The 19,370-nt window shown below is 69.6% G+C and carries 14 protein-coding genes and 1 tRNA gene; 5 read left to right on the plus strand and 10 right to left on the minus strand.

What is annotated here, in order from left to right; genetic code table 11:
* Positions 1 to 87: 87 nt before the first annotated feature.
* The 4 genes from ACZ6MA_RS04765 to ACZ6MA_RS04780 all read right to left on the minus strand — a co-directional run bounded on the left by ACZ6MA_RS04765 (position 88) and on the right by ACZ6MA_RS04780 (position 4,796).
* Positions 88 to 1,875, minus strand: a complete 1,788-nt coding sequence (locus ACZ6MA_RS04765; RefSeq protein WP_469431014.1) for a DEAD/DEAH box helicase — start codon at positions 1,873 to 1,875, stop codon at positions 88 to 90.
* Between the two features lie 230 nt (positions 1,876 to 2,105).
* Positions 2,106 to 3,188 (minus strand): YeiH family protein, encoded by a 1,083-nt coding sequence (locus ACZ6MA_RS04770; protein ID WP_469431016.1) that lies wholly within the window; start codon positions 3,186 to 3,188, stop codon positions 2,106 to 2,108.
* 37 nt (positions 3,189 to 3,225) lie between these two features.
* Positions 3,226 to 3,780, minus strand: a complete 555-nt coding sequence (locus ACZ6MA_RS04775) for a cysteine dioxygenase family protein (protein ID WP_469431017.1) — start codon at positions 3,778 to 3,780, stop codon at positions 3,226 to 3,228.
* A 110-nt stretch (positions 3,781 to 3,890) separates the two neighbouring features.
* A complete protein-coding gene (locus tag ACZ6MA_RS04780; RefSeq protein WP_469431019.1) occupies positions 3,891 to 4,796 on the minus strand; it encodes a LysR family transcriptional regulator in 906 nt (301 codons plus the stop codon).
* A gap of 97 nt (positions 4,797 to 4,893) precedes the next feature.
* Here ACZ6MA_RS04780 and ACZ6MA_RS04785 point away from each other — a divergent pair, with 97 nt between their 5' ends.
* The 4 genes from ACZ6MA_RS04785 to ACZ6MA_RS04800 all read left to right on the plus strand — a co-directional run bounded on the left by ACZ6MA_RS04785 (position 4,894) and on the right by ACZ6MA_RS04800 (position 6,851).
* A complete protein-coding gene (locus ACZ6MA_RS04785) occupies positions 4,894 to 5,766 on the plus strand; it encodes an alpha/beta fold hydrolase (protein ID WP_469431020.1) in 873 nt (290 codons plus the stop codon).
* 101 nt (positions 5,767 to 5,867) lie between these two features.
* Positions 5,868 to 5,939, plus strand: a tRNA-Cys gene (locus tag ACZ6MA_RS04790).
* Positions 5,940 to 6,018: 79 nt separating this feature from the next.
* A complete protein-coding gene (locus ACZ6MA_RS04795) occupies positions 6,019 to 6,339 on the plus strand; it encodes a DUF4190 domain-containing protein (RefSeq protein ID WP_469431022.1) in 321 nt (106 codons plus the stop codon).
* Between the two features lie 98 nt (positions 6,340 to 6,437).
* Entirely contained in the window at positions 6,438 to 6,851 is a 414-nt protein-coding gene (locus ACZ6MA_RS04800; protein WP_469431023.1) for a hypothetical protein, read from the plus strand.
* A gap of 192 nt (positions 6,852 to 7,043) precedes the next feature.
* Here the strand turns inward: ACZ6MA_RS04800 and ACZ6MA_RS04805 are convergent, their stop codons facing one another.
* The 5 genes from ACZ6MA_RS04805 to ACZ6MA_RS04825 form a co-directional block, all read right to left on the minus strand.
* Complete coding sequence (locus tag ACZ6MA_RS04805) at positions 7,044 to 7,295, minus strand: hypothetical protein (RefSeq protein WP_469431025.1); 252 nt, start codon at positions 7,293 to 7,295, stop codon at positions 7,044 to 7,046.
* Positions 7,296 to 7,907: 612 nt separating this feature from the next.
* Positions 7,908 to 12,239: a polymorphic toxin type 30 domain-containing protein gene (locus tag ACZ6MA_RS04810; protein ID WP_469431026.1), complete on the minus strand. Its 4,332-nt coding sequence runs from the start codon at positions 12,237 to 12,239 to the stop codon at positions 7,908 to 7,910.
* Positions 12,236 to 12,580 carry a hypothetical protein gene (locus ACZ6MA_RS04815; RefSeq protein WP_469431028.1) on the minus strand — a complete coding sequence of 115 codons (345 nt, stop codon included), beginning with the start codon at positions 12,578 to 12,580 and terminating at the stop codon, positions 12,236 to 12,238. Before ACZ6MA_RS04815 ends, ACZ6MA_RS04810 begins: the two co-directional genes overlap by 4 nt.
* 106 nt (positions 12,581 to 12,686) lie before the next feature.
* On the minus strand, positions 12,687 to 13,847 hold the full coding sequence (mycP, locus tag ACZ6MA_RS04820; protein WP_469431029.1) for a type VII secretion-associated serine protease mycosin: 1,161 nt from the start codon (positions 13,845 to 13,847) through the stop codon (positions 12,687 to 12,689).
* A 1,677-nt stretch (positions 13,848 to 15,524) separates the two neighbouring features.
* On the minus strand, positions 15,525 to 16,031 hold the full coding sequence (locus tag ACZ6MA_RS04825) for a hypothetical protein (RefSeq protein ID WP_469431031.1): 507 nt from the start codon (positions 16,029 to 16,031) through the stop codon (positions 15,525 to 15,527).
* A gap of 243 nt (positions 16,032 to 16,274) precedes the next feature.
* Between ACZ6MA_RS04825 and ACZ6MA_RS04830 the strand changes: the two genes are divergently transcribed.
* A complete protein-coding gene (locus ACZ6MA_RS04830) occupies positions 16,275 to 17,141 on the plus strand; it encodes an AraC family transcriptional regulator (protein ID WP_469431032.1) in 867 nt (288 codons plus the stop codon).
* A 124-nt stretch (positions 17,142 to 17,265) separates the two neighbouring features.
* Here the strand turns inward: ACZ6MA_RS04830 and ACZ6MA_RS04835 are convergent, their stop codons facing one another.
* A complete protein-coding gene (locus ACZ6MA_RS04835; RefSeq protein ID WP_469431033.1) occupies positions 17,266 to 19,350 on the minus strand; it encodes a protein kinase domain-containing protein in 2,085 nt (694 codons plus the stop codon).
* Between the last annotated feature and the right edge of the window lie 20 nt (positions 19,351 to 19,370).

A 19,370-nucleotide genomic window follows, 5' to 3' on the forward strand; every position in this document is an offset into this window, starting at 1 on the left:
ACGCCGGACGGGCGTGATGAGCCCGTCCGGCGTCGAGAAAGTCCTGCGGTCCTGCTGGGGACTGCTGGGGCCCGCTGGGGCGTCCCGCTACTTCATGCGCGTGGCCCACTCGCGGACCTTGTTGATCCGCTCGTTCAGCTGGCCCGCCGTGGCCTCCGCGCTCGGCGGTCCGCCGCACACCCGGCGCAGCTCGGTGTGGATCACACCGTGCGGCTTGCCGCTCTGGTGCACATACGCCCCGACGAGGGTGTTGAGCTGCTTGCGCAGCTCCAGCATCTCCTTGTGGGTGACCACCGGCCGCCGCTCGGCGGGCAGTTCGAGGAGGTCGGCCTCCGCGTCGGGCCGCTTGCGGCTGTGCGCGATCTGCCGGGCCTGCCGCTTCTGGAGCAGCATCTGCACCTGGTCCGGCTCCAGCAGGCCCGGGATGCCGAGGTAGTCCTGCTCCTCCGGGCTGCCCGCGTGTGCCTGCATGCCGAACTCGGCACCGTCGTAGAGCACCCGGTCGAAGACCGCGTCGGACTCCAGCGCCTCGAAGGAGAGCTGGTCGTCCTCGCCGGTGTCCTCGTCCTGCTGGCGCTCGGCCTCGGCGAGGAGCTTGTCCTCCTCGGCGTAGGGGTCCTCCTCGCCGTCCTTCTTCGGCTTGTCGAGGACGTGGTCGCGCTCGACCTCCATCTCGTTGGCGAAGGTCAGCAGCGTGGGGATGGTGGGCACGAAGACGGACGCGGTCTCGCCGCGCCGGCGGGAGCGCACGAAGCGGCCGACGGCCTGGGCGAAGAACAGCGGTGTGGAGATCGTCGTCGCGTAGACGCCGACGGCCAGGCGGGGCACGTCCACGCCCTCGGACACCATGCGGACGGCGACCATCCAGCGGGCGTCGGAGGCCGCGAAGTCGTCGATGCGCTGGGAGGCCCCGGTGTCGTCGGACAGGACCACCGTCGCCGCCTCGCCGGTGATCTCCCGGATCAGCTTGGCGTAGGCGCGGGCGGAGTCCTGGTCGGCGGCGATGACGAGGGCACCGGCGTCGGGGATGCCCTTGCGGACCTCGGTCAGCCGCTGGTCGGCGGCGCGCAGCACGTTCGGCATCCAGTCGCCGCGCGGGTCCAGGGCGGTGCGCCAGGCCTGCGAGACGGCGTCCTTGGTCATGGGCTCGCCGAGCCGGGCCTCCAGCTCGTCGCCCGCCTTGGTGCGCCAGCGCATGTTGCCGCTGTAGGAGAGGAAGATGACGGGCCGCACGACGCCGTCGGCGAGCGCGTTGCCGTAGCCGTAGGTGTAGTCGGCGGACGAGCGGCGGATGCCGTCGTTGCCCTCCTCGTACGTGACGAAGGGGATGGGGTTGGTGTCGGAGCGGAAGGGTGTGCCGGTCAGGCACAGCCGGCGGGTGGCCGGCTCGAACGCCTCCAGGCACGCCTCGCCCCAGGACCGGGAGTCGCCGGCGTGGTGGATCTCGTCGAGGATGACGAGCGTCTTGCGCTGCTCACAGCGGTTGCGGTGGAGCATGGGCCGCACCCCGACACCGGCGTAGGTCACGGCGACGCCGTGGTACTCGCGGCCGAGGGGGCCGGCGCTGTACTCCGGGTCGAGCTTGATGCCTATCCGGGCGGCGGCCTCGGCCCACTGCTTCTTCAGGTGCTCGGTCGGTGCGACCACGGTCACCTGCTGGACGACGTGGTGGTGCAGCAGCCAGGAAGCGAGGGTGAGGGCGAAGGTGGTCTTGCCCGCGCCCGGGGTGGCGACGGCGAGGAAGTCGCGCGGCTGTTCCTGGATGTACTTCCCCATCGCGCCCTCCTGCCAGGCGCGCAGCTTGTTGGCGGTACCCCAAGGGGCCCGGCCGGGGAAGGCGGGCGAAAGATGGTGATTGGCAGTGGTGGTAGTCACGGTCTCCGTCGGCTGGTTCGGCGATCGGCAACCGCGTCAGCCTACCCGCGTCCACGGCTTCCCCCGGGTGCTACGCCCCGCCCTCACCCGGGTGTGGGACAGAGGTCACACCGGGGCCGGTCCGGTGGATCAAGCTCCCGCATCCAGCCCGTCCGGCGATTGAGGACCGGGGTCCGGGGCGGAGCCCCGGTCAGAGCGCCCCGGTGCGGGTCCGCGAGGCCGGCCACGGGTCACGTCGTCAGCAGAACGCCCACGTAAGACGCACCGGCGATCACGACCCAGGAGGACAGTCCGAGCGCGGCGACCCGCCCCCCGGTGCGGACGAGCGAGGGCAGGTGCACCGCGCTGCCGAGGCCGAAGAGGGCGGCGGCGAGCAGCAGCTCCTGCGCGTGCTGGGCGAGGTCGAGCACACCGGTGGGCACCTGGCCGGTGCTGCGGACGGCGACCATGGCGAGGAAGCCGAGGACGAAGAGGGGGACGAGCGCGGGCCGCTTCCCGCCCGTGGTGACCGGCGCGGCGCGGCGGGCCCGTACGGACATGGCGACGGCGGCGACGAGCGGCGCGAGCATGGCCACCCGCATCAGCTTGACGAGGACGGCGTCGGTCAGGGCGTCCGGTCCGGCGGTCTGGGCGGTGGCCACGACCTGTCCGACGTCGTGCACGCCCGCGCCGACCCAGCGTCCGAACTGCGCGTCGTCGAGGCCGAGCGGGTGGTGCAGCAGCGGCAGCACGGCGATGGCGAGCGTGCCGCAGAGCGTCACCAGGGCCACGGACGTGGCGACGTCCTCCTCGTCGCTGCCCGTCACCTCGCTGACCGCGCCGATCGCGGAGGCGCCGCAGATGGAGTAGCCGGTGGCGATCAGCAGCGGCTGGTCGCCGCGCAGCCCGAGCTTCCGTCCGAGCCAGAGCGTCCCGCCGAAGGTGGCGGCGACGACGGCGAGCACCATCACGACGGTGGCCCAGCCGAGCCCGAGGACGTCGTGCAGGCTGAGCTTGAGGCCGAGCAGCACGATGCCGACGCGCATGAGCCGTTTGCCGGCCAGTGTCAGCCCGGCCCGGCCGGTGCCGCGGATGCGGGCGCGCAGTCCGGGGGTGTGCGCGGCGGTGATGCCGAGCACGACGGCCGCGGTGAGCATGGGCACGGCCGGGACGAGCAGATGGACCGTCCAGGCGAGCGCCACGCCCACGGCGGCCATGGCGAGGCCGGGGAGGGCGGCGGGTACCCGGCGCGGCGGCTTGGTCGCGCCGGAGGTGCCGGGCGCGCCGGAGGTCTCGGCCGCGTGGTCCCGCACCCGCGAGCTGATCAGTGCCACGACGGCACTCCTGGGGAGAAGGGGGCCCGGGGTGTCATCACCGTTCGCCGACCGGCAGGTCGTAGACGCGCCGGACGCTGGAGCCGAGACGGGAGACGTCGGCGCCGTAGATGTGGAGGGAGATCGCGGTGGACGAACAGGAGTTGCGCACGCTGTGGATGTCGCCGGGCGGGGCGAAGCCGCAGACGTCGCCCTGGCCGTTGATCACGTCCTCGGTGACGACGAGACGGGCGGTCGTGCCGTCGGGGACGAGGCGGTAGCGGCGTTCGCTCTCCTGGCCCTCGTGGACACCGGTGACGCACCACGAGACGTGGTCGTGGACGGCGGTCTGCTGGCCGGGCAGCCACACGAGCGCGACGATGGAGAAGCTGCCGTCGGACTCGGCGTGCAGGATGTGCTGGCGGTAGCGGTCGGGGTCGCCCTCGCGCTGTTCCTCGGTGAGCAGGTCGGGGGCGCCGAGGTGGCCCGCGAGCCGTTCGCCGACGAGGTACGCCGTCGTGTCGGGCGGCAGGCCACGGCCTACGGCTTCCCGGACGTCGTCGACGAGCTGGCCGAGCCGAGCGGTCGTCGGGGCTGCGGTGGGTGTGGTCATAGGTGCAGCGTCGAGCCACCGGAACCATCACGTCCAACGACAGTTCCTTCGCGGGATGCCAACACGGGCTTATGGATGTGTGTCGTCTACGGAACGACCGTGACCGTCGCTCAACATCCGACGCGGCGGGCGGCGACCGCTTTCAGCCCGTCCACGACGAGCGCGGTGGCGGGGATGCGGAGGTGGTCGCGCAGCACGTAGGCGGAGACCTGGCGGCGGGAGGCCGGGTCGAGCGCCCGCCCGGTGATCTTGTCGTGGCGGAGGAAGGACAGGACGAGCCCGGGCATCATCGCGACCCCGAGCCCCTCCGCCACGAGCGACTGGACGACGAGATTGTCATCGGTGGTGAACGCGATGTCCGGCGCGAAGCCCTGCTCGGCGCACTCGTGCAGGAAGTTGGTGCGGCAGCGCAGGCATCCGGCGATCCAGCGCTCCTCCGCCAGATCGGCGAGTTTGACGGCGCGCCGGCGGGCGAGCGGATGCCCTATCGGCAGCAGGACGGTGAGCTGGTCCTCCAGGAGCGGAATCTCCACGAGTTCGTCCGGGACCTGTTCCCGCAGGCCGGGATAGGTGAAGGCGAGGGTGATGTCGCACTCGCCGCGCACGAGGCGGTGCAGGGAGTCGGGGGGTTCGCTCTCCTGCAGCTCGACCCGGATCCCGGGATGGTCGATGGCCAGGCGGGCCACCGTCTCGGGTATGAGCGTGGCGCTGGCACTGGGGAACGCGCACACCCTCACCCGCCCGGCGCGCAGCCGGGTGAGGGAACTCATCTGCGCCTGGGCGGCGGTGAGGCTGTCGAGGATGGTCTCGGCGTGCCGGGAGAGGGCCTCACCGGCCTCGGTGAGCCGCATCCGGCGGCCCACGCGGAGGAACAGCGGAGTGCCGACGGTACGTTCGAGGGCCTTCATCTGCTGGGTGATCGCGGGCTGTGTATAGCCCAGCGAGCGAGCGGCCGCCGAGTAGGAACCGGCCTTGACCACTTCGTGAAACGTCCTGATGTGCCGGGAGTCGAACACCGCTGAATCATAAGCTGAGGTTGGGATAACGGGGCAAGTGGCCGATGGCTGCTTTTGGATCACGAATGGGCTTGAACAATTCGGGCAGGGAAGAGCCATGCCCCCCTACGTATCGCGTTTCACGTCGTTCGACGGCACGGAGCTGGCCTACAGCGTGTGGGAAGCACGCGACGGCTCGACGGCCCCGCCGCTGGTCTGCCTGGCCGGCGGACCGGGCCGTGACGCGGCGTACCTGGGCGATCTGGGCGGCCTCGACGCACACCGCACCCTGATCGTCCCCGACAGCCGCGGCACGGGCGCCTCCCCCACGGCCGCGGACCCCGGCGCGTACGCCTTCCCCTCCCTGGCCCAGGACCTGGAAGCCCTCCGCGCCCATCTGGACGCCCCGCGCCTGGACCTGCTCGCCCACGACGCGGGCTGCGCGACGGCCCAGGCGTACGCGGCCTCGCACGGGGAGCACCTCGCGCACCTGATCCTCGTCACCCCCGGCTCGCGCCTCCAGGGCGAACTTCCCGACGACGCCGAGCAGATCTTCGAGTCCCGCGCCACGGAACCCTGGTGGAAGGACGCGTACGTGGCCGTCCACATGCTGGCCTCGGCGACGGACATGTCCGAGGTCCGCTCCCTCCTCCTCCGCGCGGCCCCCCTGGCCTACGGCCGCTGGGACGCCCCCCAGCGCGCCCACGCGGCCACCGAGGGCGACCAGCTCAACCCGGTCCCCCGCGCCGGATTCTGGCAGGGCGTCGACGAACCGGCCCGCCTGGCCCTCCTCACGGCCCTGCGCGAGGTGGCGTGCCCGACCCTGGTGATCACCGGCGACCGGGACGGCGTGACGGGCATGCGCGCGGGCGAACTGGTCGCGGAGTCCCTCCCGAACGCCACGCTGAGGCCGCTGCACGGGGTGGGCCACTACCCGTGGGTGGACGAGCCGGAGATGTTCGGCCCGGTGGTGGAGGAGTTCCTGACGTAGGGGAGCGCCGATGAACGCGGCATGTCGGCCGTATGGCAGTTGCGGCCGCCCTATTGAGCGGTGCCCGCCGCACCTCTATGGTCACGGGGAAGGCACAACACGGCCGTGTGCCCGAGTGGTTGAGGGACTCGCCTGCAAAGCGAGTTACACCGGTTCGATTCCGGTCACGGCCTCTGAATGAGTATCCGAGCGGCGGACGGATGAGTACCGGCCCCGATGCCGGCCGATGCGCGGCGTCCATACGGTCGGGGCATGACACAACGCGCCATGTTTCCGCCGGACCAGAGCCTGCCGACGCCGCCGAACGACCGCGACGTCGTGGGGACGTCGGCGCTGGTTCTCGCCCTGTCGTCGCTCGCGCTGACCACCGTGGCCGGGGGATTCCTCCTGGGGATCCCGGTCGGCATCGCCGCGATCGTCTGTGGTGCGGTGGGCGTCCGAAGAGCGAAGCGCGGCGAGGCGAGCAACGGCCGCATGGCCCTCGTGGGCCTCGTTCTCGGCTCTGTCATCACCGTTCCGACGACCTGTTTCCTGATGTGGCTGCTCATGGGGCTGTACGGCGCCTACGCGTGACGCTGGGCGGGAGCGGAGTCGGAATCCGGCCACGGGATGAGCCGGAAGGCGCCTCCCGGATTTTTCGAGCGCGATGACGTCATGTCACAGTCACGCCCATGACTGAAGAAAACCAGCGCAAGATCGGCCTGCTGGCGGGCATTGCGCTGTCCGCGGGCCTTCTGCCCGGAGTGTCCCTCGGCGGCGACAGCCTGCCGGACACCCTCCTGACGGCGGCCCTGACCGCCCTCCTCTTCATGATCCTGACCACCCTGGTGGACACCACCCCGGTCTTCACCCGCCCCAAGGCCCCGGTGGTCCTCCTCATCCTCGGAGCGGCGGGCTGGCTCCAGGACACCCTGATATGGCTCCTCGCCGCCTGGCTCTTCGACCTGGCCGGCGGCGACCTCCAGGTCGACGGCCTCGCGGCGGCGGCCCTGGCGGGCCTGGTGACGCGAGCGGCGCTGTGGGCAGCGTTGTGGGTCCTGCCTGTGAAGGGGGCGGAGGCGGAGCGGGAACGGGTGGCGAGCTAACGACTGTCACGGCGACGGTCACTCAGCACTTCGACAAGCCCCCTCACCACGTCCGGACGGGCGCCACCGAGCTGGATGAGTTCTTCCCCGGTGGCGGCACGCTGCACCCGCAGTGAGGGAAGCTTGAGACCGTGGTGCTCCAGCGCCTCACGGAGCTGGGACACCACTTCGAGGGCGGCAGTACTCCGCGCTTCAGATCCGGGCATAGAGCGCCGCCGCCTCTCGCGGAACGACAACCCACATACGACTCCCGGCCAGCGGCCCATCGGCCGGGGCCAGCCCGCAGATCCCGCCGCAGGCGTTGACGACGGCGTCGAGCGTGGCCAGCGCCTGCCGCCGCCGCGCCCGGCAGGCTTCACCGTCACCGCCCGCCGCGTGCGCGGGATGCTCGTCGAACACGGTCAGCCGCAACACTCCGTACCGCCACCGCACGGACAGACTCACGTCGCGTCCGGGTGTGAACAGCCAGGCAAAGGCTTTGCGACCCACCCGGCAGTCGGTGTGTTCACCGAGTCGACGAGTGCCGCCCGGAGCGGACATTTACACATAAGACAATTCCACCGCATGAGCCGGGCTCGCCAGCAGCGACGGCGTGCTCAATTAGGGCCGAGCACTCAGGCCTGCGGACGTTGTGCGACTGGCAGCAACGACCATCGGAGGCCTCGTCCCGGGCACCAGCGCGCCCGGGAGACTGCCCTTATTGAAGCTCATCGCTCAGATAGTTCAGGTACTCGACTTCTGAGATCCCAAGGTCATCTCTGTCGAACTGCCAAAGTGGCGCTGTCTGGGCGGATTGCACCAAGCCAGTGTCCACCAACTCGACGAGCGCGTGCAGTTGGCTCTCTCTACAGACCGGGACCTGTTCCTGAGTAGCAGCAGAGGACAAGAGTGTAGCCAGTAGGCCAACCTCACGAGCGTCAAATGACGTGATCCAATCTGTCACTGTTCCACACGCAGCCTCCCGCTCCACAGGATGGCTGGAAGCCAGTCCTCTGACCAAGTCGATCAGCCTCTTGTCACCGACAGCCATTCGCATTCCCTGAGATTATGTGAAAGTTAAAGTCCTGGGTATTGACTGGGCCACGGAATGTGGGTGGCATTCGCAGCCTCCGGGTCGTAATTAGGACTCCTATCGTTGTGCACATTTCGCGGATACAGATTCCCCAGGTCATCCTGGTATTTACCACCAAATTGAATACGGTACGAGTCACCCACTGCAGCATTTGAACCTGCAGGAGCGTTGCCGTCTGGCCCGTGAATCCTCAAGCGTACCGTTCTCCCCTCGGAATCCACCCACTTGTACTCCAACCCATACTGAGCCCCCCCGTTCGGATCAGGCGTGAGCTGGCGGACGCTAGCGTTATCGGGAACGACACGCATCGGGTCTTTCCCAGTCAAGTTCCAGGGTCCAGGCCCTGCAGGTGAATCGGCACCCTTCTGCAGACAGCCCGCTAGCCCAATCGGGTCCGCCCATGTGTGGGGGTTATGAACATACGTCGAGGCATTCGGCGCTGGCGCCAGACCCAGCGGATCCACGGACGCATACCGCCCCGTCTCCGGGTCATAGTGCCGGTGGAAGTTGTAGTGGAGCCCCGTTTCAGGGTCGAAGTACTGCCCCGGAAAACGCAAGTGACAGTCGACAGCACCATCCGGTGGGGCCGGCAGGCGGGTGCCCCAGAGGGTGCTGCGACGCTGCCAAGCCAGTTCGCCGTCGCGAGTGATCAGCTCAATGGGAGTGCCGGCCAAGTCGGTGATGACGGCATGAAAACGATTGTATTCCCCCCGTTGCCCAGGGGCCATGAACTTCGAGAGCAGCGATGCGTCAGGCTCGCTCAGTCTGCGCTCGATCTGGATGAGCGGCCGATGCGTACCGGGGGCGTAGTCCCAGGTAGTGGCCGCGCTGTCGGCAGCCGTCTGTTCAGCCAGGCGGGTGTCCTCCCAGGTGAAGTCACGACGCTCGGTGACCGTGCCCTCATCCGACAAGCGCCACTTCGCAATTCGTCGCCCGAGCGGGTCGTACGCATACCGCCACCGCTCCCCCTCCGGCGTCACCGCTTCCGTGAGGCGGTCCTCCGCGTTCCACCGGTACGTCCACGTGCGCGTCTGCCCATTGAGCAGCTTGCGCGTCTTGCGGACAAGACGGCCCTGCGCATCGTGCTCGTACGTCGTGCGGCCGGCGCGGCGGATGAGGGTGCCGGTGAATTCGCGGTCGCCCGGCGCCGGGTGTTCGGGAGCCGTGGCGTGCGTGACGTTGCCCGCGCTGTCATAGGCGTAGGTCTCGGACCAGCCGTGGGCGCTGACGGAAGTGACTCGGCCCGTCCGGTCGAGATCGAAACGGCGCGTGCCCGACGTCAGTTCGCGGATCTCGGTGAGGTAGCCGTCCGCCCGGTATGCGTAGGAGCGGTGCTGGAGCAGACGGTCCGCGTCCTGGTGGTGGCCGGTGATGGTCTGCGTGGTGAGGCGGTCGGTCGCGTCCCAGGTCTGGGTGAGGGTCGCGCCCTCGCCGATGCGGCGTCCGGTCTCGCGCCCGGCGGCGTCGTAGGTGAAGGTCAGTGATCCCGCGTCGCTGCGCAGTTCGACCGGCCGGCCCGCCGCGTCGTAGGTCCACTCGGACAGCAGGCCGGACGGGGTGGTGCGCTGGGCGCGGCGCCCCAGGGCGTCATAGGCGTAGCGCGTCGTGCGGCCGTTGACGGTTTCGGTCAGCGGGCGGCCGAGTGCGTCGCGCTCCCACGTGATCTCGGCGTCCGGGTTGGCCGTGCGGATCAGGCTGCCCGAAGCGTCGTAGGCGTAGGTGGTCGTGGCGCCCGCGTCCGAGCGCTGCTCGACCGTGCGGCCCAGCCGGTCGCGGGTGAAGCGCAGGGATTCACCCGCACCGTTGGTTCGGGAGACGAGCGCGCCCGCCGCGTCGTGGGCGTAGGTCAGCGTGCGGCCGTTGAAGTCGGTCTCGGAGATCAGCCGGCCCGCCGCGTCATAGTCGTACGACCAGGTCAGCCCCTGCGGATTCGTGACCCCGGTCAGGCGCAGTTCCGTGTCGTAGGCGAAGTCGTACCGGATGCCGTTGGGATCGGTGCGGGATGCCTGGAGGTCGAAATGGGTGTGGGTGTGCTCGGTGGTGTTACCTGCGGGGTCGGTGTGGGTGAGGAGGTTTCCCTCGCCATCCCAGGTCCAGGTCTCGCGGGTGCCGTCGGGCTGTTCCCGCCAGATCGGCTTGCCCTCGGTGGTCCAGCCCATCAGGGTGGTGTGGCCCAGCGGGTCGATCGCCTCGGTGACACGGCCGAAGGCGTCCCGGCGGACGGTCGTGGTGTGGCCGAGCGGATCGACGACGGCGAGGGGCAGGCCGGCCGGGTTACAGGTGATGCGATGAGTGTGGCCCAGGGCGTCGGTGACAGCGGTCAGGCGGCCGGAATCGTCGTAGTCGTAGCGTGACTCCGCGCCCGCAGGGTCGATCGTGGAGAGGCGGTTGCCCTGTTCGTCATAGGTGTGACGCCACGTGGCCCCGCCCGGCTCGATGACCTCTGTCGGCTGGCACAGCGGGTTGTAGGTCGCTTGTCCCGTGGTGGCGTCCGGCAGAGTGGCGCGGACGAGGTTTCCGGCCTCGTCGTAGTCGTAACGCGTCGTGCGGCCGAGTGGATCGGTGACCGACAGACGCTGATCGCCCCTCGCGTCCCACTCCGTGAGGGTGGTGTTACCCAGCGGGTCGGTCTCCTCGACGACCTGGCAGTCGGCGTTGTGCCGGTACGTACGTTGGCGCCCGAGAGAGTCGGTGACCGTGGTGGTGCGGGTCTCGTCGTCGTAGGAGAGGGAGCCGGAGAGGAAGCCGTCGCTGCCTTCGGTGCGTACGACACGACCGCGCGCGTCGTAGACATAGCTGTACGAGGTGGCGTTGCGGTCGGTCCAGGAGGTGATCCGGCCTTCGGCGTCGTAGGTGAAACGCAGCGGCTTGCCGCTGGAGTTGACCACCTCGGCGAGGTGACCGGCCTCGTCATAGCCGTAACGGACCAGGACCGTACCGCCGCCGAAATCCTGCTGCGGCTCGTAGAGCGATGGCGCCTTGTCCAACAACCTGAGGGCAGTGACACGCGGCCCTTGGGTGTCGACGGCCACGTAGTAGCCACCCGTGTGCCGGATCCCGGTCGGGACGCCGCCAAAGGAGCGCTCGATGTCGATGCGCACCCCGTTGCGGTCTTGCACGCTCTCCAGCGGTAGCTGCACCGCGTCAGGCACATCCGTGGGTGCCGCGCTGCCGAAGGTCCGTACGACTCCGGTGAACGGGTCGGTGATCGTGAGCGCACCATCGGGCGTGCCGTCCCACGTCAGCGGCCATCGTGGCCCCTTGACCGGCAGGGCCGGGCCGGAAGGGTCCGGTACCGGGTACACCAGGCGCATGCCGTCGGCCGCGACGAACACCACGCCCTCGGCGTCCAGTTGGACACGCTCGTCCAACGTGGAAGCCCAGGAGGGACCGAACCAGCCGCCCGCACGGTACGAGGACAGATGGGTGCGTTCCACGAGCAGGGGCAGATCGCCGGGGAGGGTGACGTCGGTCTGCGGCAGCAGCATCGCTCCGGTCGCCACATCGATCGGGTCGAGGGCACACTTGATCGAACACGTGGGCCGGGCGGCCGCCGGAAGCTCGACGAGGTTGGGCCGGGCGCCCTTGAGCAGACCTCGGTACCCCATACCCAGAGGCGCGTTGCGTGTGACGGCTCCCACGCCGCCGAGCGCTCCACCGAACATCCCGCCGAGCAGCATCCCGTCCTTCGCGGCGGCGTTGATCTCAGGCAGGCTGAAACCCTTCTGCAGTCCGGCGGCGACCTTCATGGGCTGTGCGACAGCCAGATTGACGGAGACCGACTCCACCCCGGCGAAGGCTCCGGCGACGAGAGTCGTGGCCGCGATCTCGGCGGCGACGGCGGAGATGGTGACGCCCAGGGTGGCGCCCAGCCGGATGATCCCCGCAGCCGCGGCGGCGGACGCTTCGGCGGTAACACCGAAGGTGAACGCCGCCAGGCCGAAGCCGGCGGCGATGACCACGCCATTGATGACGAGCGCTTTCTCCAGCTTGTCGACGGCGTCCTCGATGGTCTTCGCCAGCTCCCGCAGCCCCGTGGCCATCTCCCGGGCTGCCTTCGCGATATCGCTCAACCAGCCCTTGCCCCCGTCGCCCGCGTAGCGGCTCCAGAAGGCTTCGAAGGCGTCGATCGCCTCGCCCTTGTTGTTACGTATGAGTGCGCCGGCCGTGTTGTTCACGGGAGTGCGCACCGCGTCGACGCTGTCGGCGAACGTCTCCCAAGCGGCGGCCGCTTGGCGGAGCTTTCCCGGATCTCCGTCGGGCCAGTGCAGGCCTATCGCCTTGAGGGCGTTCTTCGCCTCGTCCGCAACACTCACTTGGCGCCGCCGTGCCCGGGCTTGGCCTTGGCGAACATCCCTGCGATCAGATCGTCGTTCTCGACGTGGCCGTCCGCCATGTCGTTCATCGCCTCGTGAATGCTGACGAGCCCCAGGACGAGGGTGCCCGTCGCCTTTTCGATCGCCTTCTGCTTCTTGAGATAGGACGCCACGAACTCCTGGACCCCGTCGTCCTTACCCCACGGCTCCCCAAGGCCGTCCAAGGTCTGGACGAGCTTGGTGAGCGCGTCACTCAGCTTCTGGCTCTGCTCGTGGAAGACCGGGGCGGACGACTTGATGTCCTCGGTCTTGATGTCCAGGACCTTGCCGCTGTCACTCACGACGCGTCTCCCCCACGGAGTTCCTTGCTGGAACCCTCACGACTAGTGCTTTGCTGTCTGATCGGTGTGCGCGATGCCCTGTGATCGCGTGTATACCTGCGGCACGCTACATCTGGCGTGATCTGCGGCGTCTCTTGAGCCCCACCGGAATGGCGACGGCTGCCGCTACTGCGGCTGCGACGCCTACCGCGAGGACGTTGCGCGTCGAGAGCCCGTCGCCGTTGTCGTCGGCGGCGGCCCGCGGGGGCATGCCGCCGGTGGCGCGCGATGCGGTTGCCTGCGGCGCGGGCGTCTTGGGGCCCGGGAGGGGGTTCACGTCCGGTGGGCCCGGGTCGCCGGGGTTCTTTAGGGCGATGCGGGGGCGGACTACGCCGTAGCCGATGTAGTCACTGCGCTTGTCGCCGTTCTCCGGGCCGCCGGCGGTGTTGATGAGGACCCGGGTGATTTGGTTGGCGGTCCAGTCGGGGTGGACGGACCAGAGGAGGGCGGCGGAGGCGGAGGCGATCGCCGTTGCGGCGCTGGTGCCATGCCCTCGGCAGACTCCGGTGCCGCCTTTGCAGGTCGTGACCATGTTGTCGCCTGGGGCGGCCAAGTCCACTTGCGGGCCGCGCTCCGACTCTGCTGTCGCTTTGATGTCCTCGTCGACCGCTGCGACGCCTACGACTCCCGGAAAGGCTGCCGGAAAGGCAACAGCATTGTCCTTGTGCCCATGGTTTCCGACGCCTGCAAAAACCAATTTCCCCTTGGAGAGGGCGTACTCAACAGCCTTTGACTCCTCCGGATTCTCGCCAGGCCCAGCCATGGCAATGTTGATGATCTTTGCTTCCGAGTTTGCTGCGAAGCGGATCGCCTCGCTCATAGCTTTCCCTGGCAGCTTCTGTGTGACAGGGGCCGTGTTACTGATAACGCGTACGGGAAGGACCTTGGTGCCAGGCGCAAGACCGAGAGCTCCAGCCCCTCCGTTGCTCTTACCGGTTCCCGCGATGAGCACACTAATTGTTGTTCCGTGCCCGTCGTAATCTGAGTGGGCACCTCCCGCGATCCCTGAAAAGTCTCTTCCGGGGAGAACTTGGCCCTGCAAGTCGGGCAGTTTCGCGTCCACACCGGTATCAATGACGGCCACTGTCACACCGACACCCGTGCTCGTTCTCCACATTTCCTCGGCTCGCATCGCGTCCAAGTACCACTGCTGGGAACGGATGGTGTCCGCCTGAGCCGGCCCAACGGACACAGCAAAGGCGACGAGGGTGGTGATCGCGGACACCATGCCTCTCCCGAACGCTCCTGTACCAGGGGTTCGATGCATGCTCTTCCTTACTCTCCGGCCAGCGTCAATCGATAACGGGGGGCACGACTCTCTGATTGCCATGCAGCCAAGCGTCGTCGTCCTCGACCGAGTAGCCGGGGCGCCCATCCCGCTGCTCTCGGCGGGCTTTACTGCGGCCGGACTGAGTCTGGCCAAGATTGCGGACCAAACCAGTCCCACCCTGCGTAAACGGTCGATCAACGGCACCAGGTCGCGACTGCGCTCGGCCCCCTACGATTCCACCGTTCTCGGTTGCCAGACGCCGTCCGCCGTTACCTGTACGCCCGGAGCCTCCAGCGGGGGTACCTGGCATGATCCCCCCAGGGCCATGGCTCATTGGGGGCCGACCATGCACTGGCTCTGTTCCGATAACCGTGCCTCGAGATACCTGAGCCTTTGACTGCCCCGGCAGCCGAGCCATGGGGCGACCTCCGACGACACCGTCGTTCGGTACCCCTGTCGTCGGCACGTTGACCCGACCACCGGTCGCCCCGGGACCGGGCATCACGCCTCCAATCCCCCCCTGCTTCGGGATTGCCCCACCGCCAGCGCTTTGCCCCGGCATCCCAGGCACCCCCCTCGCGGAGACTTCACCGCGACCCGCTCCGGTGGGTGTTCCTGGCATTGGAGGCCCCATCGGTGGCACGCCCGGTGCCGTCGGCAACTGAACTCGATCCGGTGCCCCGTCGACGCGAGTAGGGACCACTAGCCCGTCGGACGGAGAGGCCGGAACAGTGGGGACAGCCACACCACCATCGACACCCATAGCGGCAGGCAACGGCTCAGGACGCGTGGAGGATGGGGATCCGGCGACTGCGCCCGTCTCAGGTACATAGGGGGCCGAACCTGTTGTGTAGGTCCCGCGACCCGTTCCATCCCCCTGCCCGCCCTGCTCCGCCGGGCCACCGCCAGAGGCAAACGCAGGGCCCGCTGCGGCGCCAGGGGCGGGGATGTACTCCGGTTCAAGAACAGGCGGTGGTGGCATCCGATCATCCCGAATCGGCTGGAACACCGGCCTCTCCACCTCCCCCATATGATGCGCCGACCACACATACGCCCCCGCGAGCTGCCGCATCAGGCGAACGGCCTCCGCGTGGTCTTCGTCCAGCCGCTTCTGGGCCGCCGCCGCTGCCTCCGGGGTGGGGCCCGCCAGGACGCCGCCGCCCGGCTTCGGGGCGTCGGAGTTGGCCGGGGGCTTGAGGAGGAAGCCGGTCGGGTGTTGGGACAGGTAGGCGTTCAGGGTCGTCTTCGACGTCGCCGAGTACTCCGGCATCGACGACTTGACCGAGCCCAGCATGTCCGCCGCGTGGCCCATCCACGTGCCCGTCTTGTCGCTGAACTCGCCCAGCCGCGCCGTGGCGCTGACCATGTTCGCGCCCCACGTGCGGAAGGCGTCGCCGGCCTCGCCCTCCCAGTTGACGTGGGACATGTACGTCCGGAGGTCTTCGCCGATCTTGGCGATGGCGGCACCGGCGGACTTGAGCTTGTCGCCCAGGTCCCGTGTCTTGTGCGGGTCCGCGTCCTCGATCATCGCGCGCAGCTGCTCGTGGGACTTCGACTCGAAGTCCGACGTGATCATGGCGGGGTTGACGGTGCGCCGGATGACCGGGCCTGCGCCGCCCGGAGGTGGGGTGGTCATCAGAACGTGCCCTTCTGGCTGCCCGGCGTCGGGGGCGGTGTCGGCTTCGGGGTCGGCTCGGACGGGACGGGCGGGACGTCCTTCGCGTGCGGGTCCCGAGCGGGGTCGTAGTGCTCCTTGGCCCGGGACTGGATGGCCCACATGCGTTCGCGCGCTTCCAGGTCGATGTTGGCGTAGCCGACCCGGGAGGCGTGGATGGCGGTGCCCAGGGCCTCGATCTGGTCGCACAGGAGCTGGGAGAGGGTCGCCAGTTGGGTGTGGACGTCGTCGTACGCGGAGTACAGGGCGTCCGCCTCGCCGAACGACTTGCCCAGGACCGCCTGCGCGAGGCGGTTGCCCGTGAGGCGGTCCGGGCCGCCCTCGGAGCCGGTGAGGTCGGTCAGGAGAGCGTCCACCCGGCCCTGGAAGGACTTGAGCTGTGCCAGATCCGCTTCCAGCCTCCCCGCCGAACCACCGGGCCCGGTCGAACCACCAGGCCCCGCCGCCCCACCGGCACTGTCCACCACGTCTACTGCCCGCCCCTCACAATTTCCCCGTTAACCAACGCATCACCATGCGTCCCCACCCTACTGACAGCCAGTGACAGCGACATGAGTACGAGTACTCATTCGTTCGATTCGCTCCCCCACGCCCTCATTCCACCGCCCGTAGCCGCCCCGCGCACCCGACTTGATCGGGCACAGGATGTCGGGTCCGGCATGGTGGACGCTGCCTAGCGTGGTGGTCGTCAAGAGGAAGGAAACCGGGCGATGCTGGAGCGGCTGAACCGGGCCATGGAGCACATCGAGCACCGTCTCGACCAGGAGATCGAGGTGGCCGAGCTGGCACGCATCGCGGCCACCTCGGAGTACCACCTGCGCCGGATGTTCTCCGCGCTCGCGGGCATGCCGCTGTCGGAGTACGTCCGGCGCCGTCGGCTCACCCTCGCGGGCGCCGAAGTGCTCGCCGGGCGCGAGACGCTGCTGGAGATCGCGGTGCGCTACGGCTACGGCTCCGGCGAGGCGTTCGCGCGGGCGTTCCGTGCCATGCACGGCATCGGACCGGGTGAGGCCCGGCGTACCGGTGCCGCGCTCAGCTCCCAGCCCCGGATGGCCTTCCGTCTCACCATCGAAGGGAGTAGCAGTATGCGATACCGCGTCGTGGACAAGGCGGACTTCGCCGTCGTCGGGTTCAAGGCCCGGGTGCCGCTGGTGCACACGGGACCGAACCAGGCGATCGCGGACTTCGTCCGCGGGATCGACCCGCAAGCCCTGGAACGGGTGGAGAAGCTGTCGGACCAGGAGCCCTACGGCATCGTCGCGGCCTGTGACGGCCTGGACCCCAGCCGCGCCGAGGGCACCGAACTCGACTACTACCACGGTGTGATCACCTCCCAGGCCGCCCCCGAGGGCACGACCGCGCTGGCCGTTCCGGCCGGCACCTGGGCGGTCTTCACCACCTCCGGGCCCGCACCGCGGGCCATCCAGGAGCTGTGGCGGGACGTATTCACCGAGTGGTTCCCGTCCAACCCGTACCGCAGCCGCACGGGGCCCGAGATCCTGCGCGTCCGTATGTCGCCGGGGAAGGACGAGGCCGACGCCGAGCTGTGGCTCCCGGTGGAGCCCGAGCACGGCTGACCGGGCACGGCCTGACCTGGTACGGCTGACCGGGTGGCAGGCCCGGGGCGGGCGCGAGGGCTTCGGCCGGCCGAAAGGCCGGCCGAAGCGCTCGGTCGCCTCGTCACCCGCCCGTTGAAGGACGCTAGAACACCGGCAACGCCGTCAGTTCCGTGTCGCCGACGACGAACACCCGGTTGCCGTCCGCCGTGATCCATGTGTTCTTGGGCGACTTCTGTTCGTAGCTCCACATGGGCCGGCGCGACTCCAGGTCGATGGCCCGCACCTGTTTGAGCAGGCCGTCCGCGATGGTCCACAGACCGGAGCCCTGGACCACGACCGGGCCGAGCCGCCCGCTCTTGTCCGAGGCCTCCCACTCCCCCGTGCTGCCGTCACCGCGCTTCAGCCGTGTGGGCCAGTCCCCCTGGACGGCGAAGACGAACGCGCCGTGGACTGTCGGCGGGCCCCAGGGCGGGTTGTCACCCGCGACGCGGTTGACCTTGGCCGTCCACCGTTCCTTGCCGTCGGCCAGGGCGCGGGCGGTCAGGGTCCTGCCGTTCAGGTAGACGGTGTCGTCGGCGACGGCGGGGCGGATGAGGCCCTCGGACTGGGAGCGGAGGTCCCAGAGCGTGCGGCCGTCGCGGGTGTCGAGGGCGATCACGTCGCCGTCGACGGTGGCCACGACCAGCCGGCCCCGTCCCGTGACCGCCTTCGGCCCGGTCTTGCCCGCCAGGTTCGCCGACGGCTTGACCGTCCAGCGGATCCGCGCGTCGGAGCGGGAGACGGCCCGCAGCCGGCGGTCCTTCGTCACGAGGTACACCGCCTCGTCGTCCGCGGCGAGCAGCCAGGCCGCCTCGGCCGGGGCCGTCCACTTGGGTTCGCCGGTGGACGCCACGAACGTCAGCAGCTTGCCGTCCTTGCCGACCGCCGCGATCAGGCGGTCCGACAACGAGAGGTAGCGGCCGGGGGCGTGGACGTCGGCAGCCGCCCAACGGCGTTTGCCGTCCACGACGTTGTGGGCGGCCAGGCCGCCGTCCGCCGCGCCGAAGACGATGACGTCCCGTACGGGCAGGGGGGAGGGGGTGTCGGCATGGAGGACCCGGAGCGGGCCCCACAACGGCTTCGGGGGATCGCCGATGACGAAGTCCCCCTCGTCCGCGGAGAGAGCGCGGGCCACCGGGGACTTCACCGCGGGCGGTATCGCGAAGAGGTCCGGCTTCTTCGTCGTCCGCGAGCGCAGGAGCCACGCCGTCGTGCCGCCCGCCGTCGCGAGCACGGTGCCGCCCGCCGCGAAGCCGGTGAGCAGCCGGCGGCGCGAGACCTGGCGGCCGACGCTCGTCCGCGTCGGCGTCAGTAGCGTTCGGACGTCCTCCTCCCGCTTCTTGATGTCCTCGGCCACCGGGCCGCGCCGCCAGTCGCGGTCGGCGCCACGGGGCGGGGCGAAGGACTTCACGATCGCGTCGGGGGCGGGCCGGGCCGCCGGGTCCTTGGCCAGCAGCGGGGCGATGAGCGCCCGGAGCGCTTCCGGGACGTCGTCCCATACGGGCTCCCCGTGCACGACCTCGTACTGCAGCGCCGCGACATGGCCCCCCTCGAAGGCCCGGTGCCCGCTCGCCGCGTGGATCAGTACCGCGCCGAGCGAGAAGACGTCGGCGGACGGTGCGACGCGGCGGCCCAGCACCTGTTCCGGTGCCCCGTAGCCGGGGGTGACGGGGATCTGGCCGGTGGTGGTGAGGGTGAGGCCGTGTTCGGGGCGGGCGATGCCGAAGTCGATGACGCGCGGGCCCGTCGCCGTCAGGATGATGTTCGGGGGCTTGAGGTCGCGGTGGACGAGGCCCGCCGCGTGGATGTCCGCCAGGGTGCGGGCGAGGGAGGCGGCCAGGGCGCGTACGGCGGGTTCGCCGAGGCGGCCGTGGTCGGAGACGACCTCCTCCAGGGTCGGGCCCGCCAGGAACTCGGTGGCGATCCACGGCCTGCCGCCCTCGGTGTCGGCTCCGAGGACGCGTGCCACCCCGCGGCTCGTCACCGCCCGCGCCGTCTGTGCCTCGCGGACGAAGCGTGCCGCGAGGTTGTGTTCGTGGGCCAGTTCCGGTCGCAGGACCTTCACCGCGGCTGCCCGCCCGGTGCTGTCCTGGCCGAGGTAGACCTTGCCCATGCCGCCTTCGCCGAGCACGCCGAGCAGGCGGTACGGGCCGAGTCTGAGCGGGTCGCCGGTGCCGAGGGGTTTCATGAGCGGGGGCTTTCTGCTGA

Source organism: Streptomyces sp. NPDC042259, from assembly GCF_055582085.1.

Excerpts from the sequence above, each read along its gene's own strand:
- mycP (WP_469431029.1), bottom strand. The coding sequence starts at position 13,847 with ATGGTGTCCGCGATCACCACCCTCGTCGCCTTTGCTGTGTCCGTTGGG.
- ACZ6MA_RS04835 (WP_469431033.1), bottom strand. The coding sequence starts at position 19,350 with ATGAAACCCCTCGGCACCGGCGACCCGCTCAGACTCGGCCCGTACCGC.
- ACZ6MA_RS04800 (WP_469431023.1), top strand. The coding sequence starts at position 6,438 with ATGACTGAAGAAAACCAGCGCAAGATCGGCCTGCTGGCGGGCATTGCG.
- ACZ6MA_RS04795 (WP_469431022.1), top strand. The coding sequence starts at position 6,019 with ATGACACAACGCGCCATGTTTCCGCCGGACCAGAGCCTGCCGACGCCG.
- ACZ6MA_RS04830 (WP_469431032.1), top strand. The coding sequence starts at position 16,275 with ATGCTGGAGCGGCTGAACCGGGCCATGGAGCACATCGAGCACCGTCTC.
- ACZ6MA_RS04785 (WP_469431020.1), top strand. The coding sequence starts at position 4,894 with ATGCCCCCCTACGTATCGCGTTTCACGTCGTTCGACGGCACGGAGCTG.
- ACZ6MA_RS04775 (WP_469431017.1), bottom strand. The coding sequence starts at position 3,780 with ATGACCACACCCACCGCAGCCCCGACGACCGCTCGGCTCGGCCAGCTC.